The organism is Sphingobium sp. Z007 (genome assembly GCF_900013425.1).
Classification (GTDB): Bacteria; Pseudomonadota; Alphaproteobacteria; order Sphingomonadales; family Sphingomonadaceae; genus Sphingobium.
This window is the reverse complement of sequence record NZ_FBXK01000005.1, coordinates 1278328-1299701: the sequence shown is the minus strand read 5'-3', so window position 1 is coordinate 1299701 and position 21374 is coordinate 1278328. Positions and strand designations below refer to the sequence as shown.

General features: G+C 62.5%; 23 protein-coding genes. 20 read left to right on the top strand and 3 right to left on the bottom strand.

The window, feature by feature from the left end; all coding sequences use genetic code 11:
• Positions 1–44: 44 nt before the first annotated feature.
• Positions 45–380, bottom strand: a complete 336-nt coding sequence (locus CEQ44_RS14175) for a cell division protein ZapA (RefSeq protein WP_088184005.1) — start codon at positions 378–380, stop codon at positions 45–47.
• A complete protein-coding gene (locus CEQ44_RS14170) occupies positions 373–567 on the bottom strand; it encodes a hypothetical protein (protein WP_254913708.1) in 195 nt (64 codons plus the stop codon). Before CEQ44_RS14170 ends, CEQ44_RS14175 begins: the two co-directional genes overlap by 8 nt.
• Before the next feature lie 193 nt (positions 568–760).
• Between CEQ44_RS14170 and tkt the strand changes: the two genes are divergently transcribed.
• The 3 genes from tkt (at position 761) to pgk (ending at position 5095) form a co-directional block, all read left to right on the top strand.
• Complete coding sequence (tkt, locus tag CEQ44_RS14165) at positions 761–2728, top strand: transketolase (RefSeq protein ID WP_088184116.1); 1968 nt, start codon at positions 761–763, stop codon at positions 2726–2728.
• A 32-nt stretch (positions 2729–2760) separates the two neighbouring features.
• Positions 2761–3771 (top strand): type I glyceraldehyde-3-phosphate dehydrogenase, encoded by a 1011-nt coding sequence (gene gap, locus CEQ44_RS14160; protein ID WP_088184006.1) that lies wholly within the window; start codon positions 2761–2763, stop codon positions 3769–3771.
• A 121-nt stretch (positions 3772–3892) separates the two neighbouring features.
• Positions 3893–5095, top strand: coding sequence for a phosphoglycerate kinase (pgk, locus tag CEQ44_RS14155; protein WP_088184007.1), 1203 nt, complete (start codon positions 3893–3895; stop codon positions 5093–5095).
• 19 nt (positions 5096–5114) lie between these two features.
• Here the strand turns inward: pgk and CEQ44_RS14150 are convergent, their stop codons facing one another.
• Entirely contained in the window at positions 5115–6314 is a 1200-nt protein-coding gene (locus CEQ44_RS14150) for an MFS transporter (RefSeq protein WP_088184008.1), read from the bottom strand.
• A gap of 263 nt (positions 6315–6577) precedes the next feature.
• Between CEQ44_RS14150 and CEQ44_RS14145 the strand changes: the two genes are divergently transcribed.
• From CEQ44_RS14145 to nuoI, 17 genes are all read left to right on the top strand, one after another.
• Positions 6578–7483: a fructose bisphosphate aldolase gene (locus CEQ44_RS14145; RefSeq protein ID WP_088184009.1), complete on the top strand. Its 906-nt coding sequence runs from the start codon at positions 6578–6580 to the stop codon at positions 7481–7483.
• Positions 7484–7687: 204 nt separating this feature from the next.
• Positions 7688–8395: a thiamine phosphate synthase gene (gene thiE / locus CEQ44_RS14140; RefSeq protein WP_088184010.1), complete on the top strand. Its 708-nt coding sequence runs from the start codon at positions 7688–7690 to the stop codon at positions 8393–8395.
• Between the two features lie 60 nt (positions 8396–8455).
• Complete coding sequence (locus CEQ44_RS14135) at positions 8456–9550, top strand: L,D-transpeptidase family protein (protein WP_088184011.1); 1095 nt, start codon at positions 8456–8458, stop codon at positions 9548–9550.
• Positions 9547–10116, top strand: a complete 570-nt coding sequence (locus tag CEQ44_RS14130; RefSeq protein WP_088184012.1) for a M23 family metallopeptidase — start codon at positions 9547–9549, stop codon at positions 10114–10116. Before CEQ44_RS14135 ends, CEQ44_RS14130 begins: the two co-directional genes overlap by 4 nt.
• Before the next feature lie 251 nt (positions 10117–10367).
• Positions 10368–10934, top strand: coding sequence for an elongation factor P (efp, locus tag CEQ44_RS14125; protein ID WP_088184013.1), 567 nt, complete (start codon positions 10368–10370; stop codon positions 10932–10934).
• Positions 10934–11320 (top strand): hypothetical protein, encoded by a 387-nt coding sequence (locus CEQ44_RS14120; RefSeq protein WP_088184014.1) that lies wholly within the window; start codon positions 10934–10936, stop codon positions 11318–11320. The genes efp and CEQ44_RS14120 overlap by 1 nt, the downstream gene beginning before the upstream one ends.
• Before the next feature lie 40 nt (positions 11321–11360).
• Positions 11361–12176: an inositol monophosphatase family protein gene (locus CEQ44_RS14115; protein ID WP_088184015.1), complete on the top strand. Its 816-nt coding sequence runs from the start codon at positions 11361–11363 to the stop codon at positions 12174–12176.
• A 129-nt stretch (positions 12177–12305) separates the two neighbouring features.
• Entirely contained in the window at positions 12306–12680 is a 375-nt protein-coding gene (locus tag CEQ44_RS14110; protein ID WP_088184016.1) for an NADH-quinone oxidoreductase subunit A, read from the top strand.
• Positions 12671–13225 (top strand): NADH-quinone oxidoreductase subunit B family protein, encoded by a 555-nt coding sequence (locus tag CEQ44_RS14105; protein WP_088184017.1) that lies wholly within the window; start codon positions 12671–12673, stop codon positions 13223–13225. The genes CEQ44_RS14110 and CEQ44_RS14105 overlap by 10 nt, the downstream gene beginning before the upstream one ends.
• 1 nt (position 13226) lies before the next feature.
• On the top strand, positions 13227–14012 hold the full coding sequence (locus CEQ44_RS14100; RefSeq protein WP_088184018.1) for an NADH-quinone oxidoreductase subunit C: 786 nt from the start codon (positions 13227–13229) through the stop codon (positions 14010–14012).
• Positions 14012–15247: an NADH-quinone oxidoreductase subunit D gene (locus CEQ44_RS14095; protein WP_088184019.1), complete on the top strand. Its 1236-nt coding sequence runs from the start codon at positions 14012–14014 to the stop codon at positions 15245–15247. The genes CEQ44_RS14100 and CEQ44_RS14095 overlap by 1 nt, the downstream gene beginning before the upstream one ends.
• 297 nt (positions 15248–15544) lie before the next feature.
• A complete protein-coding gene (locus CEQ44_RS14090; RefSeq protein ID WP_088184020.1) occupies positions 15545–16213 on the top strand; it encodes an NAD(P)H-dependent oxidoreductase subunit E in 669 nt (222 codons plus the stop codon).
• Between the two features lie 121 nt (positions 16214–16334).
• Positions 16335–16484 (top strand): hypothetical protein, encoded by a 150-nt coding sequence (locus CEQ44_RS24445; protein WP_176400308.1) that lies wholly within the window; start codon positions 16335–16337, stop codon positions 16482–16484.
• Complete coding sequence (gene nuoF / locus CEQ44_RS14085; RefSeq protein ID WP_088184021.1) at positions 16484–17827, top strand: NADH-quinone oxidoreductase subunit NuoF; 1344 nt, start codon at positions 16484–16486, stop codon at positions 17825–17827. The genes CEQ44_RS24445 and nuoF overlap by 1 nt, the downstream gene beginning before the upstream one ends.
• A gap of 2 nt (positions 17828–17829) precedes the next feature.
• Positions 17830–19836 carry an NADH-quinone oxidoreductase subunit NuoG gene (gene nuoG / locus CEQ44_RS14080; protein WP_088184022.1) on the top strand — a complete coding sequence of 669 codons (2007 nt, stop codon included), beginning with the start codon at positions 17830–17832 and terminating at the stop codon, positions 19834–19836.
• The gene (gene nuoH, locus CEQ44_RS14075; protein WP_088184023.1) at positions 19833–20882 is read left to right on the top strand and encodes an NADH-quinone oxidoreductase subunit NuoH; all 1050 of its coding nucleotides are present in this window, start codon (positions 19833–19835) and stop codon (positions 20880–20882) included. The genes nuoG and nuoH overlap by 4 nt, the downstream gene beginning before the upstream one ends.
• On the top strand, positions 20879–21364 hold the full coding sequence (gene nuoI / locus CEQ44_RS14070) for an NADH-quinone oxidoreductase subunit NuoI (RefSeq protein ID WP_088184024.1): 486 nt from the start codon (positions 20879–20881) through the stop codon (positions 21362–21364). Before nuoH ends, nuoI begins: the two co-directional genes overlap by 4 nt.
• The last annotated feature ends 10 nt before the right edge of the window (positions 21365–21374 follow it).

Here is a 21374-nt window from a genome sequence, read left to right as displayed (position 1 = left end):
ATGTTCGCTAAAGCTCGTACCAGGCAGAACCCGTCCGTGCCAATCTAGGCGTTCGCGGTCCGGGCGGCAAGTCGTTCGCGCAGCTTTTCTATGCGCCCGGCCAACGCCTCGATCGCGCGAGCGCTCGGTTCGTCGTCGGCGTCCAGTTTCAGTTGCGCCTGCCGCCCCGCCGCGTCGCGCTTCAGGTCATTCAGTTCGTCGGCCAGGAAGAGCGCGGCGAACAGCAATGTGCGCACCTCGGTCAGGCCCGGTGTGCTTTGTTGCGCCACGCGCGCTTTGTCCTCGATCAACGTGGCGAGGTGCCCCAGATGCGCCTCTTCGCCATCACGGCAGCGGATCGCATAATGCCGTCCGGCGATCACCAGCGTTGTTTCAGCCATGAGCGCTACCTTTCAGCGTATCGATCAGATCATCGAGGGATCGGAGCGCGGCGCGCGCGGCGCCCTGGTCCAAAGCGGGAAGGGGGGTGGCCGGGGCGCTATCCGCCATAGCCGCCACATCCTGTTCAAGCCGACTCACAGCACGTTCCAACGTGCCGATCGCCTGCATCATGCGGTCGCTTGCCATCGCCTATGCATAGCGAAAGTCGGGGCCATGCAAAAGCAGTCTTTCTGGCCGATTACGGCGCTGTTCCCGCGCATCGCGCCGCCGCTGCGGTTGACGCATGGGACTTGACGCGACAAAGGGGGCGCAATCTCGACTCGCCTGCATGCGCGCGGGCGTGGTCTTTTGCATGTTTCAGGAAAGATGCCCGCCCCAGATGACAGTTTCGGAAAAGTCGCTCGCCAACGCCATTCGGGCGCTGTCCATGGACGCCGTGCAGGCCGCCAATAGCGGTCATCCGGGCATGCCGATGGGCATGGCGGATGTGGCGACGGTGCTGTTCGGCGACTATCTGAAATTCGATCCGACCCAGCCCAAATGGCCCGACCGCGACCGTTTCGTGCTGTCGGCGGGCCATGGGTCTATGCTGATCTACAGCCTGCTGCACCTGACCGGCTATGCGCGTCCTACGATCGAGGACATCGCTCATTTCCGCCAACTGCACAGCCCCTGCGCCGGTCACCCGGAAAATTTCGAACTGGCCGGCGTGGAAGCGACCACCGGCCCGCTGGGGTCGGGCCTCGCCACCGCCGTCGGCATGGCGATCGCCGAGCGGCATCTGAACGCGCAATATGGCGACGAGCTGGTTGATCACCGGACCTGGGTGATCGCGGGCGACGGATGCCTGATGGAAGGCATCAATCATGAGGCGATCGGCCTCGCCGGTCACTTGAATCTCGGCCGCCTTATCGTGCTGTGGGACGATAACAAGATCACCATTGACGGCGCTGTCGATCTGTCGAGCAGCGAGGATGTGCGCGCTCGTTATGTCGCCACCGGATGGCATGTCGTCTCGTGCGACGGCCATGACGTAGCCGACGTGCGCCGCGCGCTGGCGGAAGCGGTCGCCGATCCGCGTCCCTCGCTCGTCGCCTGTGCGACCAAGATCGGCTATGGGTCGCCCAACAAGGCGGGCACATCGGGTGTCCATGGTTCCGCGCTGGGCACCGATGAAGTCGCCGCCGCCCGTGAGTTCCTTGGCTGGGCCGATGAACCTTTCGTCATCCCCGAAGACATCGCCGCCGCCTGGCGCGCCATCGGCGCCAAGGGCGCGGACGTTCGCGCTGCGTGGGAAGCGCGCCTGGCGGCAAGCGAGGACAGCGCGGAATTTTCCCGCCGCATGGCCGGTGAACTGCCAGCCGACTTCTCGCTGACCGCCTATATCGACAGCCTGATCGCCAACCCGCAGAAAGTCGCAACCCGCAAGGCGAGCGAACTGGCGCTAGGCGCCATCAACGATCTGCTGCCCGAAACGCTGGGTGGTTCGGCCGATCTCACCGGCTCCAACAACACCAAGACCAAATCGACCGGCCCGCTGACCAGGGACGATTATTCCGGCCGCTATGTCTATTATGGCATCCGCGAATTTGGCATGGCTTGCGCCATGAACGGCATGGCGCTGCATGGCGGCGTGATCCCATATGGCGGCACCTTCCTAGTCTTTTCCGACTATATGCGCGGCGGCATCCGCCTGGCCGCGCTCCAGCAGCAGCGTGTCATTCACGTCCTGACCCATGACAGCATCGGCCTTGGCGAAGATGGTCCGACCCATCAGCCGATCGAGCATGTCATGTCGCTGCGCATGATACCGAACCTGGACGTGTATCGGCCGGCCGACATTGTCGAGACGGCGGAATGCTGGGAACTGGCATTGCAGGACGCGACCGGCCCGTCGGTGCTGGCGCTGACCCGCCAGAACCTGCCGCAGTTGCGCACCGAAAAGAGCGAAAACCTGTCTGCCAAGGGCGCCTATCGCCTGGTCGGCGCGACGGCTGAGCGCAAGGTGGTGATCGTCGCCACCGGATCTGAAGTCGAAATAGCGGTTGATACCGCCAAGCTGCTGGAAGAACAGGGCATCGGCGCGGACGTCGTGTCCATGCCCAGCTGGGCGCATTTCGAAGCGCAGCCGCAGTCCTACAAGGACGATCTGCTGCCCCACCATGTGCTGCGCGCGTCGATCGAGGCGGGTACGACCTTCGGCTGGGAGCGGCATACCGGCATTGCGGGCCTGCGCTTTGGCATCGACAGCTTCGGCGCGTCGGCACCGGCGGAAGCGCTATACGATCATTTCGGCCTGACGCCCGCAAAGATCGCGCCGCGGATCGTGGCCGCGCTCAACAACTGATACAATAACAACACCTTAAGGAGGCTAGTGCAGTGGCAACGAAGGTAGCAATTAACGGTTTCGGACGTATCGGCCGCCTGGTGGCGCGCGCGATCCTCTCGCGCACCGACCACGATCTGGAACTGGTCAGCATCAACGATCTGGGCGACGTCAAGTCCAACGCCCTGCTGTTCAAGCGCGACTCCGTGCATGGCAACTGGGCCGGCGACGTCAGCGTCGATGGCGATTTCCTGGTTGTCGACGGCAAGAAGATCAAGGTGACCGCCGAGCGCGACCCCGCCAACCTACCGCACGCAGCGCTGGGCGTCGCAATCGCGCTGGAATGCACCGGCATCTTCACCACCAAGGACAAGGCGAGCGCGCATCTGACCGCCGGCGCCAAGCGCGTCATCATTTCCGCGCCCGGCACCAATGTCGATCGCACTGTCGTGTTCGGCGTCAACCATGACGCGCTGACCGCCGAGGACATCGTCATTTCGAACGCTAGCTGCACCACCAATTGCCTGGCCCCGCTCGCCAAGGTGCTGAACGACGCCATTGGCATCGAAAGCGGCTTCATGACGACGATCCACAGCTACACCAACGACCAGAATACGCTGGACCAGCTGCACAGCGACATGCGCCGCGCCCGCGCCGCCGCCCTTTCGCAGATCCCGACCTCCACCGGCGCCGCCCGCGCGGTGGGCGAAGTGCTGCCCGAATTGAAGGGCAAGCTGGACGGTTCGTCAATCCGCGTGCCGACCCCCAATGTCTCGGTCGTGGACCTCAAGTTCATTCCCAGCCGCCCGACTACCAAGGACGAGGTTAACGGCCTGCTCAAGGCGGCGTCGGAAGATGGTCCACTCAAGGGTGTGCTGGGCTATTCGGATGAACCGCTGGTCTCGATCGACTATAATGGCGATCCGCGCAGCTCGACCGTCGACAGCCTCGAAACCGCCGTGGTCGACGGCAAGCTGGTCCGCGTGCTCAGCTGGTACGACAATGAATGGGGCTTTTCGAACCGCATGATCGACACCACCGGCGTCGTCGCGAAGTTTCTATAATCTAACGAACGGGCTAACCATCGTTCGCCCTGAGCTTGTCGAAGGGCTGTTCTTCTTGAAAAGAAGTGCAGGGCTTCGACAGGCTCAGCCCGAACGGGGCTGAGTATTCAGGGGAAAATACATGACCAAGCCGTTCAAGACGCTCGACGACATGGGCGACATCACCGGCAAGGTGGTGCTGGTGCGCGAAGATCTGAACGTGCCGATGCAGGACGGCGCGGTCAGCGACGATACCCGCCTGCGTTCGGCGATGCCGACCGTGCTGGAACTGGCCGACCGCGGCGCGAAGGTGCTGATCTTCGCCCATTTCGGCCGCCCCAAAGGCCAGAAGAACCCCGAGTTTTCGTTGTCCAAGATCACCCGCCCGCTCTCCGCCGTGCTGGGCCGCGAAGTGCAGTTCATCCCCGATTGCCAGGGTGAAGCGGCGGTCGACGGCATCGCGGTGATGCGCCCCGGCGACATCGCGATCCTCGAAAACACCCGCTTCCACGCTGGCGAGGAAAAGAACGACCCGGCGCTGGCGGAAGCCATGGCCGCGATCGGCGACCTCTATGTCAACGACGCTTTTTCCGCCGCGCACCGCGCCCATGCCTCGACCGAAGGGTTGGCGCACAAGCTGCCCGCTTTTGCCGGTCGCTCCATGGAAAAGGAACTGGACGCGCTCCAGGCGGCGCTGGGCGAGCCGGTGAAGCCGGTCGCGGCGGTTGTCGGTGGCGCGAAAGTATCCACCAAGCTCGACGTGCTCAACAATCTGGTGACCCAGGTCGACCATCTCATCATCGGCGGCGGCATGGCCAACACCTTCCTCTATGCCCGCGGTGTCGATATCGGCAAATCGCTGTGCGAAAAGGATTTGAGCGACACGGCCGAAGCGATTTTCGACAAGGCCGAAGCGGCCGGCTGTATCATCCATCTGCCCTACGACGTGGTCGTGGCGAAGGAATTTGCAGCCAACCCCGCGTCCTTACGCACCTGCAACGTCCATGAGGTCGCGGCGGACGAGATGATCCTGGACGTTGGCCCTGCCGCCGTCGAGGCGCTGGCCGATGTTCTCAAAAACTGCCGCACGCTGGTGTGGAACGGCCCGCTCGGCGCGTTCGAAATGGCGCCGTTCGACGCGGCGACCGTGGCGCTGGCTAAGACCGCGGCGGCGCTCACCAGGGAAGGGCAGCTGACGTCCGTCGCTGGCGGTGGCGATACCGTCGCCGCCCTCAATCATGCGGGCGTCGCGGCCGACTTCACCTTCGTCTCGACCGCCGGCGGCGCCTTCCTGGAATGGATGGAAGGCAAGGAACTGCCCGGCGTCAAGGCGCTGACGGCCTGATCCGATAGCAAGCGGGGCGTCAGCGCGCGACGCTGGCGCCTCGGTCGAACAGCAGGAACCCCAAAGTGGCGACGCCGCCAATGGCCGCGCCCGCCAGCGCGCTCACGCTCCAGCCGCCCGCTTCGTAGCTGACCGAGCCGATCACCGACCCCAGCGCGCCGACAAGGAACATTACGGTCACATAAGCGGCATTGATCCGCCCGCGCGCATGGGGATCGAGCGAGAAGATCAGCTTTTGTCCGGTAATCTGGCTCATCTGCACCGCGCCGTCGATCAATACGGCCATGATCGTGAAGCCGATCAGGCTACCCGCCGCCACGGTCCAGTCGGAGAGCAAGAAGCCGCCCGTCAGTCCGATCAACCCGATCAGTGAGGCAGGCCGGGTCAGGCGGCGATCGGCCATCCATCCCGCGATCGGCGCCACCAGCGCGCCGCCAGCCCCGGCCAGGGCAAAGGCGCCGATGCCGGTGCGACCCAGGTGAAATTCATGGACCAACGCGAGGGGCGCGGCGGTCCAGAACAGGTTGAACGCTGCGAACATCGCCGCCTGATAGAATGCGCGCATCCGCACGACGCGATGCTTGACCAACTGGGCGAAGGTCGATGCCAGCACCGCCCCATAATGCATTCCGCCCTGGGGTTTTCGCTGCGGACAGGCGGCGAGCAGGGCCACGCCCACCATCGCCATCACGACCGCGGAAACGATGAAGGTCGCTCGCCAGCCCACCGACCCGGCTAGGAAATTGGCGATGGGGCGCGACAGCATGATGCCGAACAGCAGTCCGCTCATCACCGTGCCGACCACGCGGCCCTGCTTTTCCGGTGCGGCGAGGTGCGAGGCGAGGGGGACGAGCACCTGCGCGCCAGTGGCGCCGACGCCGGTCAGGATGGAGGCGATGAGGAAGCTGGTCGGCCCGCTGGACAGGGCGATGGCGATACAGCCGATGATGGTGGCCGTGATCGACATCAGGACGATCCGCCGGTTTTCGAACAGGTCGGCTAGCGGCACGACCAGGAACAGACCCGCGCCATAGCCTAGCTGAGTGAGCGTCGTGATAAGGCCCGCGACACCAGGCGACATGCCGATTTCCGGCCCGATTACGTCGATGAGTGTCTGGGCATAATAGAGGTTGGCGACAATCACGCCGCACGCGACAGCCATCAGCAGGATGGCGGCGGGAGAGAGGTCGGCGGGTTTGTCGGTCGCTAGGCTGGTCATGCCTGCCCTATGGGTCGCAATCCGCAACCTTTCAACCCGGCGCGGTGAGATTCATGGTGCGATGCAGCGTATCCGAAGCGACCGACCGCTTTTCGCGCCGTCGGGGGATCAGCAGGCCCCTTGCGGCGCGGCATGGGACTGGCTACCAGCCCAAAGACCGGCGATATATGGCAAATCGCACCCGGCCGGCAGATGGTCGAGCGTCTGTCGATAGTCTATTTTCGCGTCGCCAGGGGGCGGCGCCCAAGGGAAGGTATGTGCAGATGCTGGATCAGGATATGAAGCAAAAGATCGCAACGGGTGAAGGCTTTATCGCCGCGCTCGACCAGAGCGGCGGGTCGACGCCCAAGGCGCTAAAGGGCTATGGCGTGGAAGAAGACGCCTGGTCCAGCGAAGAAGAAATGTACGGCCTGATCCACGCGATGCGCAGCCGCGTCATCACCTCGCCCGCCTTCACCGGCGACAAGGTGCTGGGCGCGATCCTGTTCGAACGCACCATGGACGGCACCGTCGATGGCAAGCCCACCCCGCAGGCGCTGCTGGAGCGCGGCGTGGTGCCCTTCATCAAGATCGACAAGGGTCTGGAGGAGGAAGCGAACGGCGTGCAACTGATGAAGCCCAATCCCGATCTCGACATTCTGCTGCATCGGTCGAAGGCGCTGGGCGTATTCGGCACCAAGGAGCGTTCGGTCGTCAACCTCGCCAATCGCGAAGGCATCGCCGCCGTGGTCGCGCAGCAGTTCGAAATCGGCAACCAGGTGCTTGCCGCCGGTCTGATGCCGATCATCGAGCCGGAAGTGAACATCAAGTCGCCCGAACGCGCCGAGGCCGACCAGATTTTGCTGGAGGAAATCCTCAAGTATCTCAATGCCTTGCCCGAAGGCGTTCAGGTGATGTTGAAGCTGTCGCTGCCCGCCAAGGCCGGCCTGTTCGACCCGCTGGTCGATCATCCCGCGGTGCTGCGCGTCGTCGCCCTATCGGGTGGTTTCGCCCGTCCCGAAGCCTGTATCGAACTGGCCAAGAATCGCGGCATCATCGCCAGCTTCAGCCGCGCGCTGCTCAACGATCTGCGTCACCAGATGACCGACGACGAGTTCAACGCGTCGCTGGGCGAAGCGATCGACGAGATCCACGCCGCCTCTACCGCCAAGCAGCCGGTCGCGGCGTGATTTGAATAAGGCCGGGCGGCATATATCTGCCCGGCTTTTCTATGGCCGTCCTATCCCCGTTCGCCCTGAGCCTGTCGAAGGGCTTCTCTTTCTTTGAAGAAGGAAGGGGCTTCGACAGGCTCAGGCAGAACGGATTAGGGATGATGCATTTCATTCCAGCTTCGTCGCCCTTGGCCTATCGCCACGAATGACTATAAAGCGCGCATGACCGATTTCACCGATGAAGAGCTGGCGCTCGATCCGCATTTCGCCGACCAGTTCCAGCCGGGCTTCCGTCCCGCCTGCCAGCTTTATCTGATCTCCCCGCCGGCCATTGGCGATGATTTCCTCGATCAACTCGCCGCGGCTTTCGACGGCGGTAGCGTCGCGGCGTTCCAATTACGGCTCAAGGGGATCGACGATCACGCCATCGCCGCGCTCGCGCCGCCGATCCAGGCGCTGTGCGCGGAGCGGGAGGTCGCCTTCATCGTCAATGACAGCATTGGTTTGGCCAAGCGGCTCAATGCGGACGGGGTCCATCTGGGGCAGGAGGATGGCGACCCGCGCGATGCGCGCGCGCAATTGGGGCCAAAGGTGCAGATCGGCGTCACCTGCCACGACAGCCGCCATCTGGCGATGGAAGCGGGCGAGGCGGGGGCCGACTATGTCGCTTTCGGCGCTTTCTATTCCACCACCACGAAAGAAACGCTCCACCGCGCGGAGCCCTCGATCCTGGGCTGGTGGACGACGCTGTTCGAACTGCCCTGCGTAGCGATCGGGGGGGTAACTGCGGAGAATGCCGCGCCCTTGGTCGCTGCGGGCGCGGATTTTCTGGCGGTCAGCAGCGCGGTGTGGAGCCATCCCGATGGTCCGAAGGCGGGCGTCGCGGCCTTTGCCCAAGTGCTGGCCAGCAAGCCGCCGCCGCCGCGCTGATCCGGCGCAGCTTTCCGCGCCTTCGCGCGTTCTCTTTGCTTCTGAACGGAGAGAACCGCCTTGAAAAACCATTTGTTGCTCGTCGCCTTGCTGTGCAGCGCCTGCAATGTCAGCGTTACCGACGCCAATAGCAGCGCACCTGCGGGTAATGCGGCTCAGCCCGCCAACGCGGCCAGCGCCGCTGCCGCCGTCAAGAGCGACGCCTACGCCTTCCAGGTCGTGCAGGAGCAAAATCCGCAGCAACCCAATCGCTTTCTGATGGCGCAGGTCGCCCTCGATCGCGCGGGGTTTTCGCCCGGCGTGCTCGACGGCAAGGATGGTATGAGCTTCAAGGCGGCGCTGCGTGGTTTTCAGGAAGCGAACAAACTGCCGGTGACGGGCGAATATGACCAGAAGACCGCTGCCGCGCTGCTGGAAGGGGAGCCGCGTCCGACGACCTATCTGGTGAAGATCCCGGACGATTTCGCCCGCGGACCCTTCTTCGACCTGCCGCGCGGCAATCTTAATGAACAGGCGAAGCTGCCTGCGCTCACCTATCGCAACCTGCTGGAAAAGGTCGCCGAACGCTTCCACACCACGCCCGAAGCGCTGATAGCGCTTAACGCGCCCGATACAAAAGTCGGCGCGGGCACGAACATCCGTGTGCCAGCGATCGACAATCAGCCGGTTGCCACGATCGAGGGCGACGAACGCGGTTGGGGCGAAACGCTCGCCAGCCTGGGCGTCGCGAAAGACCAGCCGCAGGCGGACCATCTGGTGGTCGACAAATCCGAAGGGCTGCTGAAGGTCTATAACGCCGAAAACCGCCTGATTGCGCAGTTCCCCGTCACCACCGGATCGCAACATGATCCGCTGCCGTTGGGCGAATGGACGATCAAGGGTGTCAGCCGCAATCCTGTGTTCCACTATAATCCCGATCTCTTCTGGGACGCATCGTCCAAGGACGAGAAGGCGGTGTTGAAACCCGGTCCGAACGGCCCCGTCGGTGTGGTGTGGATCGACCTGTCGAAGGACCATTACGGCATCCACGGCACGCCGGAACCGCAGACGATTGGCCGCACCGAAAGCCATGGCTGCATCCGCCTGACCAATTGGGACGCGGCGCGCCTGGCCCAGATGGTGAAGAGCGGGGTGAAGGCGAAGTTTCAGGCATGAGGCGGCCGCGACTGTGGGGCAGCATCGCATTGGCGCTGCTGCTCTGCGTCGTCTTCGCCCATTTTTGCGTGCGGATCGTGCCCGGTGACGCGCCATCCGCGCCTGCGTCACGGGCCGGTGGCCCGGCTGACAACGAGCCGTTGCTGATCCCGGTCGAAGGCGTACCAGCCTCGGCGCTCAGTGACACGTTCACGCAAGCGCGCGCGGGCGGCGCGAGGCCGCATGATGCGATCGACATCATGGCGGCGCGGGGCAGGGCGGTGCTGGCCGCCACCGCCGGGCGTATCGACAAGATTTTCTGGAGCGAGGATGGCGGCCGCACTCTTTATCAGCGCTCGCCTGATGGACGGCTGCTCTATTACTACGCCCATCTCGATGGCTATGCGCCGGGCATTCACGAAGGACAGATGCTGCGCCGCGGCCAGCCCGTCGCCACCGTCGGCAGCACCGGCAATGCCGACCCTTCCGCCCCGCACCTCCATTTCGCGGTACACGTCATGCAGCCGGACGAACCCTGGTATGGCGGACGCGCGATCAACCCCTATCCGCTGCTGACGCGCCGTTGACCTTTCCTACAAAGGTCGCTTCTGTTATCCGGGTTGACACAGCGCTTCCCTGTGCAGGCGGCAATACCCTAGCTAATCGGACACAATATTTCCTACATAGGAAATGTCTTGACGAAACGAGCGGGAAAAGTGCGAAGTTAAGCGCCGGGACGCCACCCCCTTGCCCTTGACGCCATCCCGCTATAAAGGCGCGTCCAGCCTCCAAGAGGCCGGCTCTTTTCCACCTTCAGACATATAGGCAGGCTCTTCCCATGGCGAAGATCAGCGGCGTGGACATTCGTCCCGGCAATAATATCGAATATGAAGGCGGCCTGTGGCGCGCCGTCAAGATCCAGCACACCCAGCCCGGCAAGGGCGGCGCCTATATGCAGGTCGAACTCAAGAACCTGATCGACGGTCGCAAGAACAATGTCCGCTTCCGCTCTGCCGAAAGCGTCGAGCGCATCCGTCTCGATACCAAGGATTTCCAATATCTCTATGCCGAAGGCGACATGCTCGTCTTCATGGACAATGAGAATTACGAGCAGATCAACCTGCCGGCGGAATTGCTGGGCGATGCCGCCGATTTCCTGCAGGACGGCATGGCCGTTACGCTGGAAATGTATGACGAGCGCCCGATCTCGGTCCAGCTGCCCGACACGATCGAAGCGACGGTCGTAGAAGCCGACGCCGTGGTGAAGGGCCAGACCGCGTCCGCCAGCTACAAGCCCGCGATCCTCGACAATGGCGTTCGCGTCATGGTGCCGCCGCACATCGTCAGCGGCACCCGCATCGTCGTGGACGTTTATGCCCGCGAATATGTGAAGCGGGCCGACTGATGGCGATGGACCCCAGCACGACATGGGCCGCTCGGTTGGCGTTGGGCCTTGCGATCGCCGTCATGCCGGCTGCGGTCCCCACCCAGGCTGTGGCGCAGGCCGCGCCGACCAAGGCGCAACTTGACAGCGCAGCCTATACGTTGCGCATTGTCATGACCGCGCTTCAATCGAGCGAGGTCGAGCAGCCGGTCAAGAACGCTCTGTTCGATTGCCTCTATTCCAATTCCATCGGCGAGATCAGCGCTGAAGCGGATAAGGTGATCGCCGCCAACGCAGGTAAGGTTGATCGCAAGGATGCGTCGCAGATGCTGGCGGTTGTCGCTGGCACCTGCGGTTATCGCCCCACCGTCGGCAAGCCGGTCGCCAATCCCGCCCCGAAGAAATAACCAACCAGGCCGTTCCCGCTGGGAGCGGCGGAGACATATTATGGCATCGCACTCCGGTCTTCTCACCGTCATGGAACGCGCCGCGCGCAAGGCGGGCTCGAAACTGCGCCGCGACTTCGGCGAAGTCGAGCATCTGCAGGTGTCCCGCAAGGGACCGGCGGACTTCGTGTCCAAGGCCGATCATCAGGCGGAAAAAACGTTGGTGGAGGAATTGCAGAAGGCGCGCCCCGACTGGGGCTTCCTGCTGGAAGAAGGCGGCGTGATCGAGGGCGATCCCACCAAGCCGCGCTGGATCATCGATCCGTTGGATGGCACCACCAACTTCCTACACGGCATCCCGCATTTCGCCATCTCCATCGCGGTCGAAGAGCCGCAATATGGCAGCGGCAAGCACGAGATCACGACGGGCCTCATCTACCAGCCGGTCACCGACGAGAGCTATTGGGCGGAAAAGAACCGGGGCGCTTGGCGGCATGACCAGCGCCTGCGGGTCTCGGCGCGGCGCGACCTGGCCGATTGCGTGATCGCGACCGGCATCCCTTTCATGGGCCATGGCGATATGGCCCAATGGACACGTGTCTATGGTGCAGTCGCGCCTTCGGTTGCCGGCATCCGCCGGTTCGGTGCCGCCTCGCTCGACCTCGCGCATGTCGCTTCGGGCCGCTATGACGGCTATTGGGAGAGCGGGCTTCAGCCCTGGGACGTGGCGGCTGGCCTGCTTTTGGTGCGCGAAGCTGGCGGTTTTGCTAGTGATTTCCGTGGTGGCGACCAGTCGATCGAGCGCAAGGAAGTGATTGCCGGAAATGACGCGATCCATTCCAAATTGCACAAGCTCGTTGCTGGCGCATTGCGCTAAACGCCGATTGGGGCAAGCGGTTCAAGCGCTTGGCCTTTTTGCGATTCATTCTCACCGCCTTGGCCCCTTGCTTCGCATATGCAGCAGGCCTAAAGCGCCCCCAACAACCTTTTCGCCCAGGGGAATCCGTTGGTCGATCTTGCCCAATATCTGCCGATCCTGATCTTTCTTGGGGTCGCCTTGCTGCTCTCCGGCACCTTCGTCTTCCTGCCGATGCTGGTGGGTCGGCTGACCGGCGCGCACAAGCCTGAACCGGCCAAGCTCAGCGAGTATGAATGCGGTTTTCCCGCGTTCGAAGAGCCGCGCAGCCAGTTCGACGTGCGCTTCTATCTGGTCGCCATCCTCTTCATCATCTTCGATCTTGAAGCGGCGTTCCTGTTTCCGTGGGCGGTAAGCCTCGACCAGATCGGCTGGGCCGGCTGGGCGACGATGATGATCTTCATAGCGGAGCTGGTGCTCGGCCTCGTCTATGCGTGGAAGAAGGGAGCACTCGATTGGGAGTAGAACTCTATAACCCTGCGCCCGGCACCTTGCCCCCGCAGGGCACGCAGCCCGACCAGGGTTTCTTCAATTCGCTGAACAGCGAAGTGAATGACAAGGGTTTCCTCGTCACATCGACTGAGGATCTGTTCACCTGGGCCCGCACCGGATCGCTATGGTGGATGACATTCGGTCTGGCCTGCTGCGCGGTCGAAATGATCCACGTCAACATGCCGCGCTACGATATGGAGCGCTTCGGCGCCGCGCCGCGCGCCTCCCCGCGCCAGTCGGACGTGATGATCGTCGCGGGTACGCTGTGCAACAAGATGGCCCCGGCGTTGCGCAAGGTTTACGACCAGATGTCCAATCCGAAATATGTGATTTCGATGGGCAGCTGCGCGAATGGCGGCGGCTATTATCATTATAGCTATTCGGTGGTGCGTGGCTGTGACCGCATCGTGCCGGTCGATATCTATGTGCCGGGTTGCCCGCCGACCGCCGAAGCGTTGCTCTATGGCGTGATGCAGTTGCAACGGAAAATCCGCCGCATCGGGACGATTGAGCGCTGATATGGGACATTCCGCACCCAGGATCGCGACCATCGACGGGATCGCGCAGGAGATCGAGGGCATCCTCGGGTCCATGCTGATCGAAACCATCGATCATGCCGACGAACTGACCTTTATCGTCCTGCGCGACGCCCTGCCGCAGGCGCTGACGCTGTTGCGCGACCGCGCCGAATATCAGCAGCTCATGGAAATCGCCGGCGTTGATTATCCCGATCGCCCGGAGCGGTTCGAGGTGGCCTATCATCTGCTCAGCGTTACGCGGAATCACCGCATCCGCGTGAAGGTATCCACCGACGAAGATACGCCGGTTCCCACCGTCACGCATCTCTGGCCGGTCGCCGGCTGGCTGGAACGCGAAGTGTTCGACATGTATGGCGTCGTGTTCGAAGGCAATACCGACCTGCGCCGCATCCTGACCGACTATGGCTTCAAGGGGCATCCGCAGCGCAAGGACTTTCCGCTCACCGGCTATGTTGAGCTGCGTTATTCCGAAGAGGATAAGCGCGTCGTCTATGAGCCGGTGAAGCTGGCGCAGGACTTCCGCAGCTTCGACTTCATGAGCCCATGGGAGGGCGCTCAATATGTGCTGCCCGGCGACGAAAAGGCCGTAGCGCCAGCCGCACCTGCTGCAGTGCCCACGCCCAAGACGACCGAGAAGAAGGCTGACACTGGCGCTGGCGAAGGTGCCAACAAGGCGGCCGAGGCAAAGTCGGCCGACGCGCCAGCAAAGCCCGTGTCTGCGACCGATGAGGGTCAAGGTGCCGCCAAGCCGGAGGACAAGGCATAATGTCCGATTATCTGGAAAAGCTGGATCATCATACCGACGCCGCCGACCCTACCTATGGCGACACGGAAATCCAGAATTACACGATCAACTTCGGCCCGCAGCATCCCGCGGCGCACGGTGTGCTCCGCTTGGTAATGGAGTTGGATGGCGAGATCGTCGAGCGCTGCGACCCGCATGTCGGCCTGCTGCATCGCGGCACCGAAAAGCTGATCGAATATAAGACCTATATGCAGGCGCTGCCCTATTTCGACCGGCTGGACTATTGTTCGCCGCTCGGCATGGAGCATAGCTATGTGCTGGCCATCGAAAAGCTGCTGAACCTGGAAGTGCCGCTGCGCGCGCAATATCTGCGCGTGTTCTTCGCGGAACTGACGCGCATCTGCAATCACATGCTCAATCTGGGTTCGCATGTCATGGACGTCGGCGCGATGACGCCGAACCTGTGGCTGTTCGAAATCCGCGAGGATTGCCTCAACTTCTTCGAGCGCGCTTCGGGCGCGCGGATGCACAGCGCCTATTTCCGGCCCGGCGGCGTGCATCAGGATGTGCCCTTGAAGCTGCTGACGGACATCGCCGATTGGCTCGACGGTCGCCTGCCGCGCCTGTTCGAAGACGCGATCAGCCTGGTGGCCGACAACCGCATCTTCAAGCAGCGCAATGTCGACATCGCCATCGTGTCGAAGGAAGACGCGCTGAAGTGGGGCTTTTCCGGCCCCATGATCCGTGGCTCCGGCATCCCCTGGGATATCCGCAAGTCGCAGCCCTATGACGTTTACGACCGGATGGAGTTCGACGTGCCCGTCGGCACGCAATATGACTGCTACGACCGATTCATGGTCCGCGTCGAGGAAGTGCGCCAGTCCGCGCGCATCATGAAACAGTGCCTGAACGAAATGCCCGAAGGCCCGATCGCCAGCTTCGACCGCAAGGTCGTGCCGCCCAAGCGCGGCGAAATGAAGCGGTCGATGGAAGCGTTGATCCATCACTTCAAACTTTATACCGAGGGCTTCCATGTTCCGGCCGGTGAGGTGTATGTCGCGACCGAAAGCCCGAAGGGCGAGTTTGGCGTCTATCTGGTCAGCGACGGGTCCAACAGACCCTATCGCTGCAAGATCCGCCCGACCGCTTTTTCGCATCTGCAAGCCATGGACTTCATGATGAAGGGCCACATGCTCGCCGATACCACCGCGGTCCTGGGCGCGATGGACATCGTGTTCGGGGAGTGTGACCGGTGAAGCTTTGGCTACATCGGATAGCTCAACGGGAGCATCGCGCTTTGGCTGATTTGGGGCAAGGTGAGACTGCTGCAAAGCGATTTGATGGCCTTCGCCGGTCTAATCGGAACGAGGCGAAAGTGTTGTTGGTGGCCATGGCTCCCGCAGTTCCGTTAATGTTGTCAGACGTGCTCGGCTTTGAACGGGGTATGCTCTGGAATGTGTGGGCCGTTGCGACTGCCCTTTGGTATGTAGCTGCGGTGGGCGCATTGCTTTTCGTGATGTTTAAGTCTTTCGTTCGATCAATGGCTAAGAAAAATGGCTGACGCACCCCATATCCCCGAAGAAACCGAAACCCGTGCGCGCTGGGGCGCGTTCGAGTGGACCGCCGAAAATGCCGATCAGGCCAAGAAGGTCATCGCGCGCTATCCCGCCGGTCGACAGCAGTCGGCGGTGATGCCGCTGCTCGATCTCGCCCAGCGGCAGGTTGGGGCTGAGACGCAGACCCAGGGCTGGCTCCCTGTGCCGGTAATGGAATATATCGGGCGTCAGCTCGATATGCCGTACATGCGCGTCTATGAGGTCGCGACCTTCTACACCATGTATAATCTGGCACCGGTGGGCCGTTATCATGTGCAGGTGTGCGGCACGACGCCCTGCATGTTGCGCGGATCGGACGATGTCTTCTCGGCCTGCAAGAATAAGGGTCTGGTCAAGGGCGGCACGACCCCCGATGGCCTGTTCACGCTGACCGAAGTCGAATGCCTGGGCGCCTGCGCCAACGCGCCGATGGTCCAGATCAACGACGATAATTACGAAGACCTGACCTACGACAGCATGAGCGCGATCCTGGAAACGTTGGCCACAGGCGGCCAGCCCAAAATCGGCCCGCAGATCGACCGCCAGACTAGCGCGCCGGAGGGTGGCCCGACGACGCTCAAGGAGATGGTTACCGAAAATCACGACTATCGGGGTGAATGGGCATGACCCGTTTGGCGTTTCCCCAATCCCTGTTCGCTTCGAGCGTAGTCGAGAAGCGGCTAGCGCTGCGTGGGCGTTTCTCGACTTCGCTCGACACGAACGGATGTGGTGTATCGGGGGCCGCAGCATGAGCGCGTTGATCGCCATCATCCTGGGCATCATCGTGTTCGTGATCGCGCTCAAGATCATCGGCGCGGTGCTGGGCCTGGTCATCGGCCTGGCGCTGGCGTTGGTAGCTTATTTCGTGGCTGAAAAACTGATCGGAAAGGGCCGGTAATGGCCGACGACACCGCACCTCCCGCGCCCCCTGCGTTCGTAGGGCCGCTGTCCGACAAGGACCGTATCTTCACCAACGTCCATGGCTTCCAGGATTGGGGCATCGACGCGGCTATGAAGCGCGGCGATTGGGACAATACCAAGAAGCTGATGGAAATCGGCCAGGACGCGATCATCGACATCGTCAAGGCGTCGAACCTGCGCGGTCGTGGCGGCGCGGGCTTCCCGACCGGCATGAAGTGGAGCTTCATGCCCAAGGAAAGCAAGGACGGCCGTCCAAGCTTCCTGGTCATCAATGCCGACGAATCCGAGCCGGGCAGCTGCAAGGACCGCGAGATCATCCGCCACGATCCGCACAAGCTGATCGAGGGTGCGCTGATCGCGGGTTTCGCGATGCGCGCGCGTGCCGCCTATATCTATATCCGCGGCGAGTTCATCTATGAGGCGAAGGTTCTCTTCGCCGCGGTCGAGCAGGCCTATGAACGGGGCTTTATCGGCAAGAATGCCTGCGGCTCCGGCTATGATTTCGACGTCTTCGTCCATCGCGGCGCAGGCGCCTATATCTGCGGCGAGGAAACCGCGCAGATCGAAAGCCTGGAAGGGAAGAAGGGCCAGCCCCGGCTTAAGCCGCCTTTCCCGGCGGGCGCGGGCCTCTATGGCTGCCCCACCACGGTCAACAATGTCGAGAGCATCGCGGTGTCGCCGACGATCTTGCGGCGCGGCGCAGCCTGGTTCAACCGCTTCGGGCGCGAGGGCAATCGCGGCACCAAGCTGTTCCAGATCAGTGGCCATGTGAATAAGCCCTGCGTGGTCGAGGAATCGATGTCGATCCCGTTCCGCGAATTGATCGACCGCCATTGCGGCGGCATTCGCGGCGGCTGGGACAATCTGCTGGCGGTCATTCCCGGCGGCTCCTCGGTGCCGCTGGTGCCTGCCAGGGAAATCATGGAAGCGCCGATGGACTTTGACGGCCTGAAAGCCGTCGGTTCGGGCCTTGGCACCGCCGCCGTGATTGTCATGGACAAGTCCACCGACATCGTCCGCGCCATTTCGCGTCTTTCCTACTTCTACAAGCATGAGTCCTGCGGCCAGTGTACGCCGTGCCGTGAAGGCACAGGCTGGATGTGGCGCGTGATGGAACGGCTGCGTACCGGCGATGCCGACCTGTCGGAAATCGACATGTTGCATCAGGTCACCAAGCAGGTCGAAGGCCACACCATCTGCGCGCTCGGCGACGCGGCGGCCTGGCCGATCCAGGGGCTGATCAAGCATTTCCGCCCGGAAATCGAGCGCCGGATCAACGAACACAAGGGTAGCGCCCCCTTCATGGAGGCAGCGGAGTAATCATGCCGAAGGTCAAAGTTGACGGCGTAGAACTCGAAGTCCCGGCGGGCGCGACTGTCCTCCAGGCGTGCGAGTTGGCGGGGAAGGAAATTCCGCGCTTCTGCTATCATGAACGGCTGTCCATCGCGGGCAATTGTCGCATGTGCCTGGTAGAGGTGAAGCCCGGACCGCCCAAGCCGCAGGCGTCGTGTGCGCTCCCAGCAGCCGAAGGTCAGGACATCCGCACCGACAGCGAAATGGTCAAGAAGGCGCGCGAAGGGGTGATGGAGTTTCTCCTCATCAACCATCCGCTCGATTGCCCGATTTGCGATCAGGGCGGCGAATGCGATTTGCAGGACCAGTCGGTCGCCTATGGCCGCGGCGTGTCGCGCTATGATGAGAATAAGCGCGCCGTGACCGAGAAATATATGGGTCCGATCGTCAAGACGGTCATGACCCGCTGTATTCAGTGCACCCGCTGCGTGCGCTTTGCCGAGGAAGTCGCGGGCGTGCCGGAGATCGGCGCAATCGGTCGCGGCGAAAATATGCAGATCACCACCTATCTCGAACATGCCGCCAAGAGCGAATTGTCGGGCAATGTGGTCGATCTCTGCCCGGTCGGCGCGCTGACGAGCAAGCCTTATGCGTTCGAAGCGCGGCCGTGGGAATTGAAGAAGACCCACGCTATCGATGTGATGGATGCGGTCGGCACCAACATCCGCCTCGACAGCCGGGGCCGTCAGGTGCTGCGCGCCGTGCCGCGCATCAATGACGACGTGAACGAGGAATGGGCGTCGGACAAGACCCGGCACAATGTCGATGGTCTGGTCCGCAAGCGTCTCGACAAGCCTTATGTCCGCAAGCACGGCAAACTAGTGCCTGCGACCTGGGCGGAAGCCTTTGCCGCCGTTGCAGCGGTGCAGCATGGTGGCAGCGTCGCGGCGATCGCCGGTGATCTGCTCGACTGCGAGACGATGTTTGCTGGCAAGGCGCTGGTCGAGAAGCTGGGCGGGACGATGCTGGAAGGGCGTCAGACCGGCCTTGCCTATGACGTGTCGAGCCTGTCGTCGGTGGTTTTCAATACGCCGCTCGCTGATCTGGAAACCGCTGACGTCATCCTGCTGGTTGGCACCAATTTGCGCTGGGAAGCGCCGCTGGTGAACACGCGGCTGCGCAAGGCGATCAAGAAGGGCGCAAAGGTCTTCGTGGTCGGGCCGGAGTTCGACCTGACCTACAAGGTCGAATGGCTGGGCAACGAGGCGTCGCTGCTGGGCAAGCTGCCTGACGCAGTAATCGAGGCGTTCGGCAAGGCCGTCCGTCCGGCGATGATCGTAGGTGGCGGCGTGCTGGCCAAGGACGGCGCGCATGGCGATACGTTGGCGCTGGTCGATACGTTGGGCCTCGTGAAAGAGGGCTGGAACGGCTATAACGTCCTTCACTTTGCGGCGGCTCGCATGGGCGGCCTGATGCTCGGCTATGCGACGCAGGGGGGCATCAAGGCCGTCGCGGCCGCCAAGCCCAAGCTGCTGCTTTCGCTGGGTGCTGACGAGGTTGACTATTCGGCCTTCCCCGACAGCTTCAAGGTCTATGTCGGCCATCATGGCGACAAGGGCGCGCATGCGGCGGACGTGATCCTGCCGGGCGCCAGCTATGCCGAAAAGGCCGGCACCTACGTCAATCTGGAAGGCCGGGTGCAGCGCGGCGAAAAGGCCGTGTTCGCGCCGGGTGACGCTCGCGAAGACTGGTCGATCCTGCGCGCGCTGTCCGAAGCACTGGGGGCCAAGCTGCCATTCGACAGCTTCGAGCAACTGCGCGCCGAAATGGTCAGGGCGGTCCCCGCGCTGGGTGTCGAGGGTCTGGCCGATTATGGCTGGTCCATCCCATCATTGCCAACCGGCGCGACCGGCGAACTGGCTTCGCCGATCAAGGATTTCTACCTGACCAACGCCATCTGCCGCGCCAGCCCGACGATGCAGCAATGCTCGGCCGAACTGGTACATGGTGAGAGCTACGCGGAGGCCGCAGAGTGACCGCTTTCTTCCAAAATCTGGGCATGGGCTTCGAAGGCGCCTGGTTCCTATCGACCATAATCGGCATCCTGGTGATCGCATTGCCAGTCATGCTGGCGGTTGCGATGATTATCTATGCCGATCGCAAGATATGGGCGGCGATGGCGCTGCGCCGCGGTCCCAATGTCGTTGGTCCCTTCGGCCTGCTCCAGTCTTTCGCGGATGGCCTGAAGGTCTTTCTGCAGGAAACCATCATCCCGTCGGCGTCGAACAAGGCCTTGTTCCTGATTGCGCCGATCATCACCTTTACCGTAGCGCTGATGGCCTGGGCGGTGGTGCCATTCCAGGTTGGCGTGGTGCTTGCGGACATCAATGTTGGCTTGCTCTACATTCTGGCCATTTCGTCGCTGGGCGTTTATGGCGTGGTGCTGGCGGGTTGGGCGTCCAACTCCAAATATCCCTTCTATTCCGCGATCCGCGCAAGCGCGCAGATGATCAGCTATGAAGTCTCGATCGGCTTCATCCTGATCTGCGTCGTCTTGTGGGCCGGCAGCTTCAACCTGACCGCGATCGTGGAGAGCCAGAAGGGCTATTATGGGTTCCTGAATGGCAATGGCTTTAACCCACTGCTGTTCCCGATGGCGATCATGTTCCTGATTTCCGCGATGGCCGAAACGGCGCGCGCGCCCTTCGACCTGACCGAAGCGGAAAGCGAGCTGGTTGCGGGATACCAGACCGAATATTCGTCCATGGCCTTCGCGCTCTACTGGCTGGGCGAATATGCCAACGTCATTCTGATGTGTGCATTGAACGCCATCCTGTTCTGGGGCGGCTATCTGCCCCCGGTGGATTGGGCGCCGCTCTATTATGTGCCGGGCATCCTCTGGCTGTTCGCCAAGATACTGTTCTTCTTCTTCGTCTTCTCCTGGGTGAAGGCGACGGTGCCTCGCTACCGCTATGACCAGCTGATGCGGCTGGGCTGGAAAATCTTCCTGCCGACCTCGCTCTTCTTCGTCTTCCTGGTATCGGGCTTCCTCATGCTGACGCGCTATGGAGGCGCACAATGAGCCTCGCTTATTATATCAAGTCGTTCACCCTCTGGGAGTTCGTGAAGGCGCACTGGCTGACCTTGAAATATTTTTTCAAGGCAAAGGCGACGATCAACTATCCCTATGAGAAGAACCCGATCAGTCCGCGGTTCCGGGGTGAACATGCGCTGCGTCGTTATCCCAATGGGGAAGAGCGCTGCATCGCGTGCAAGCTGTGCGAAGCGGTGTGTCCGGCGCAGGCGATCACCATCGAGGCGCAACCGCGCGAGGATGGCAGCCGCCGCACGACGCGCTACGACATCGACATGACCAAGTGCATCTATTGCGGCTTCTGCCAGGAAGCCTGCCCGGTGGACGCGGTCGTCGAAGGCCCGAATTTCGAGTTTGCGACCGAAACCCGCGAGGAGCTGATCTATGACAAGGCCAAGCTCCTTGAAAATGGTGACAAGTGGGAACGCGCGATTGCCGCGAACCTTGCCGCCGATGCCCCCTATCGTTAAGCCGCGCGCG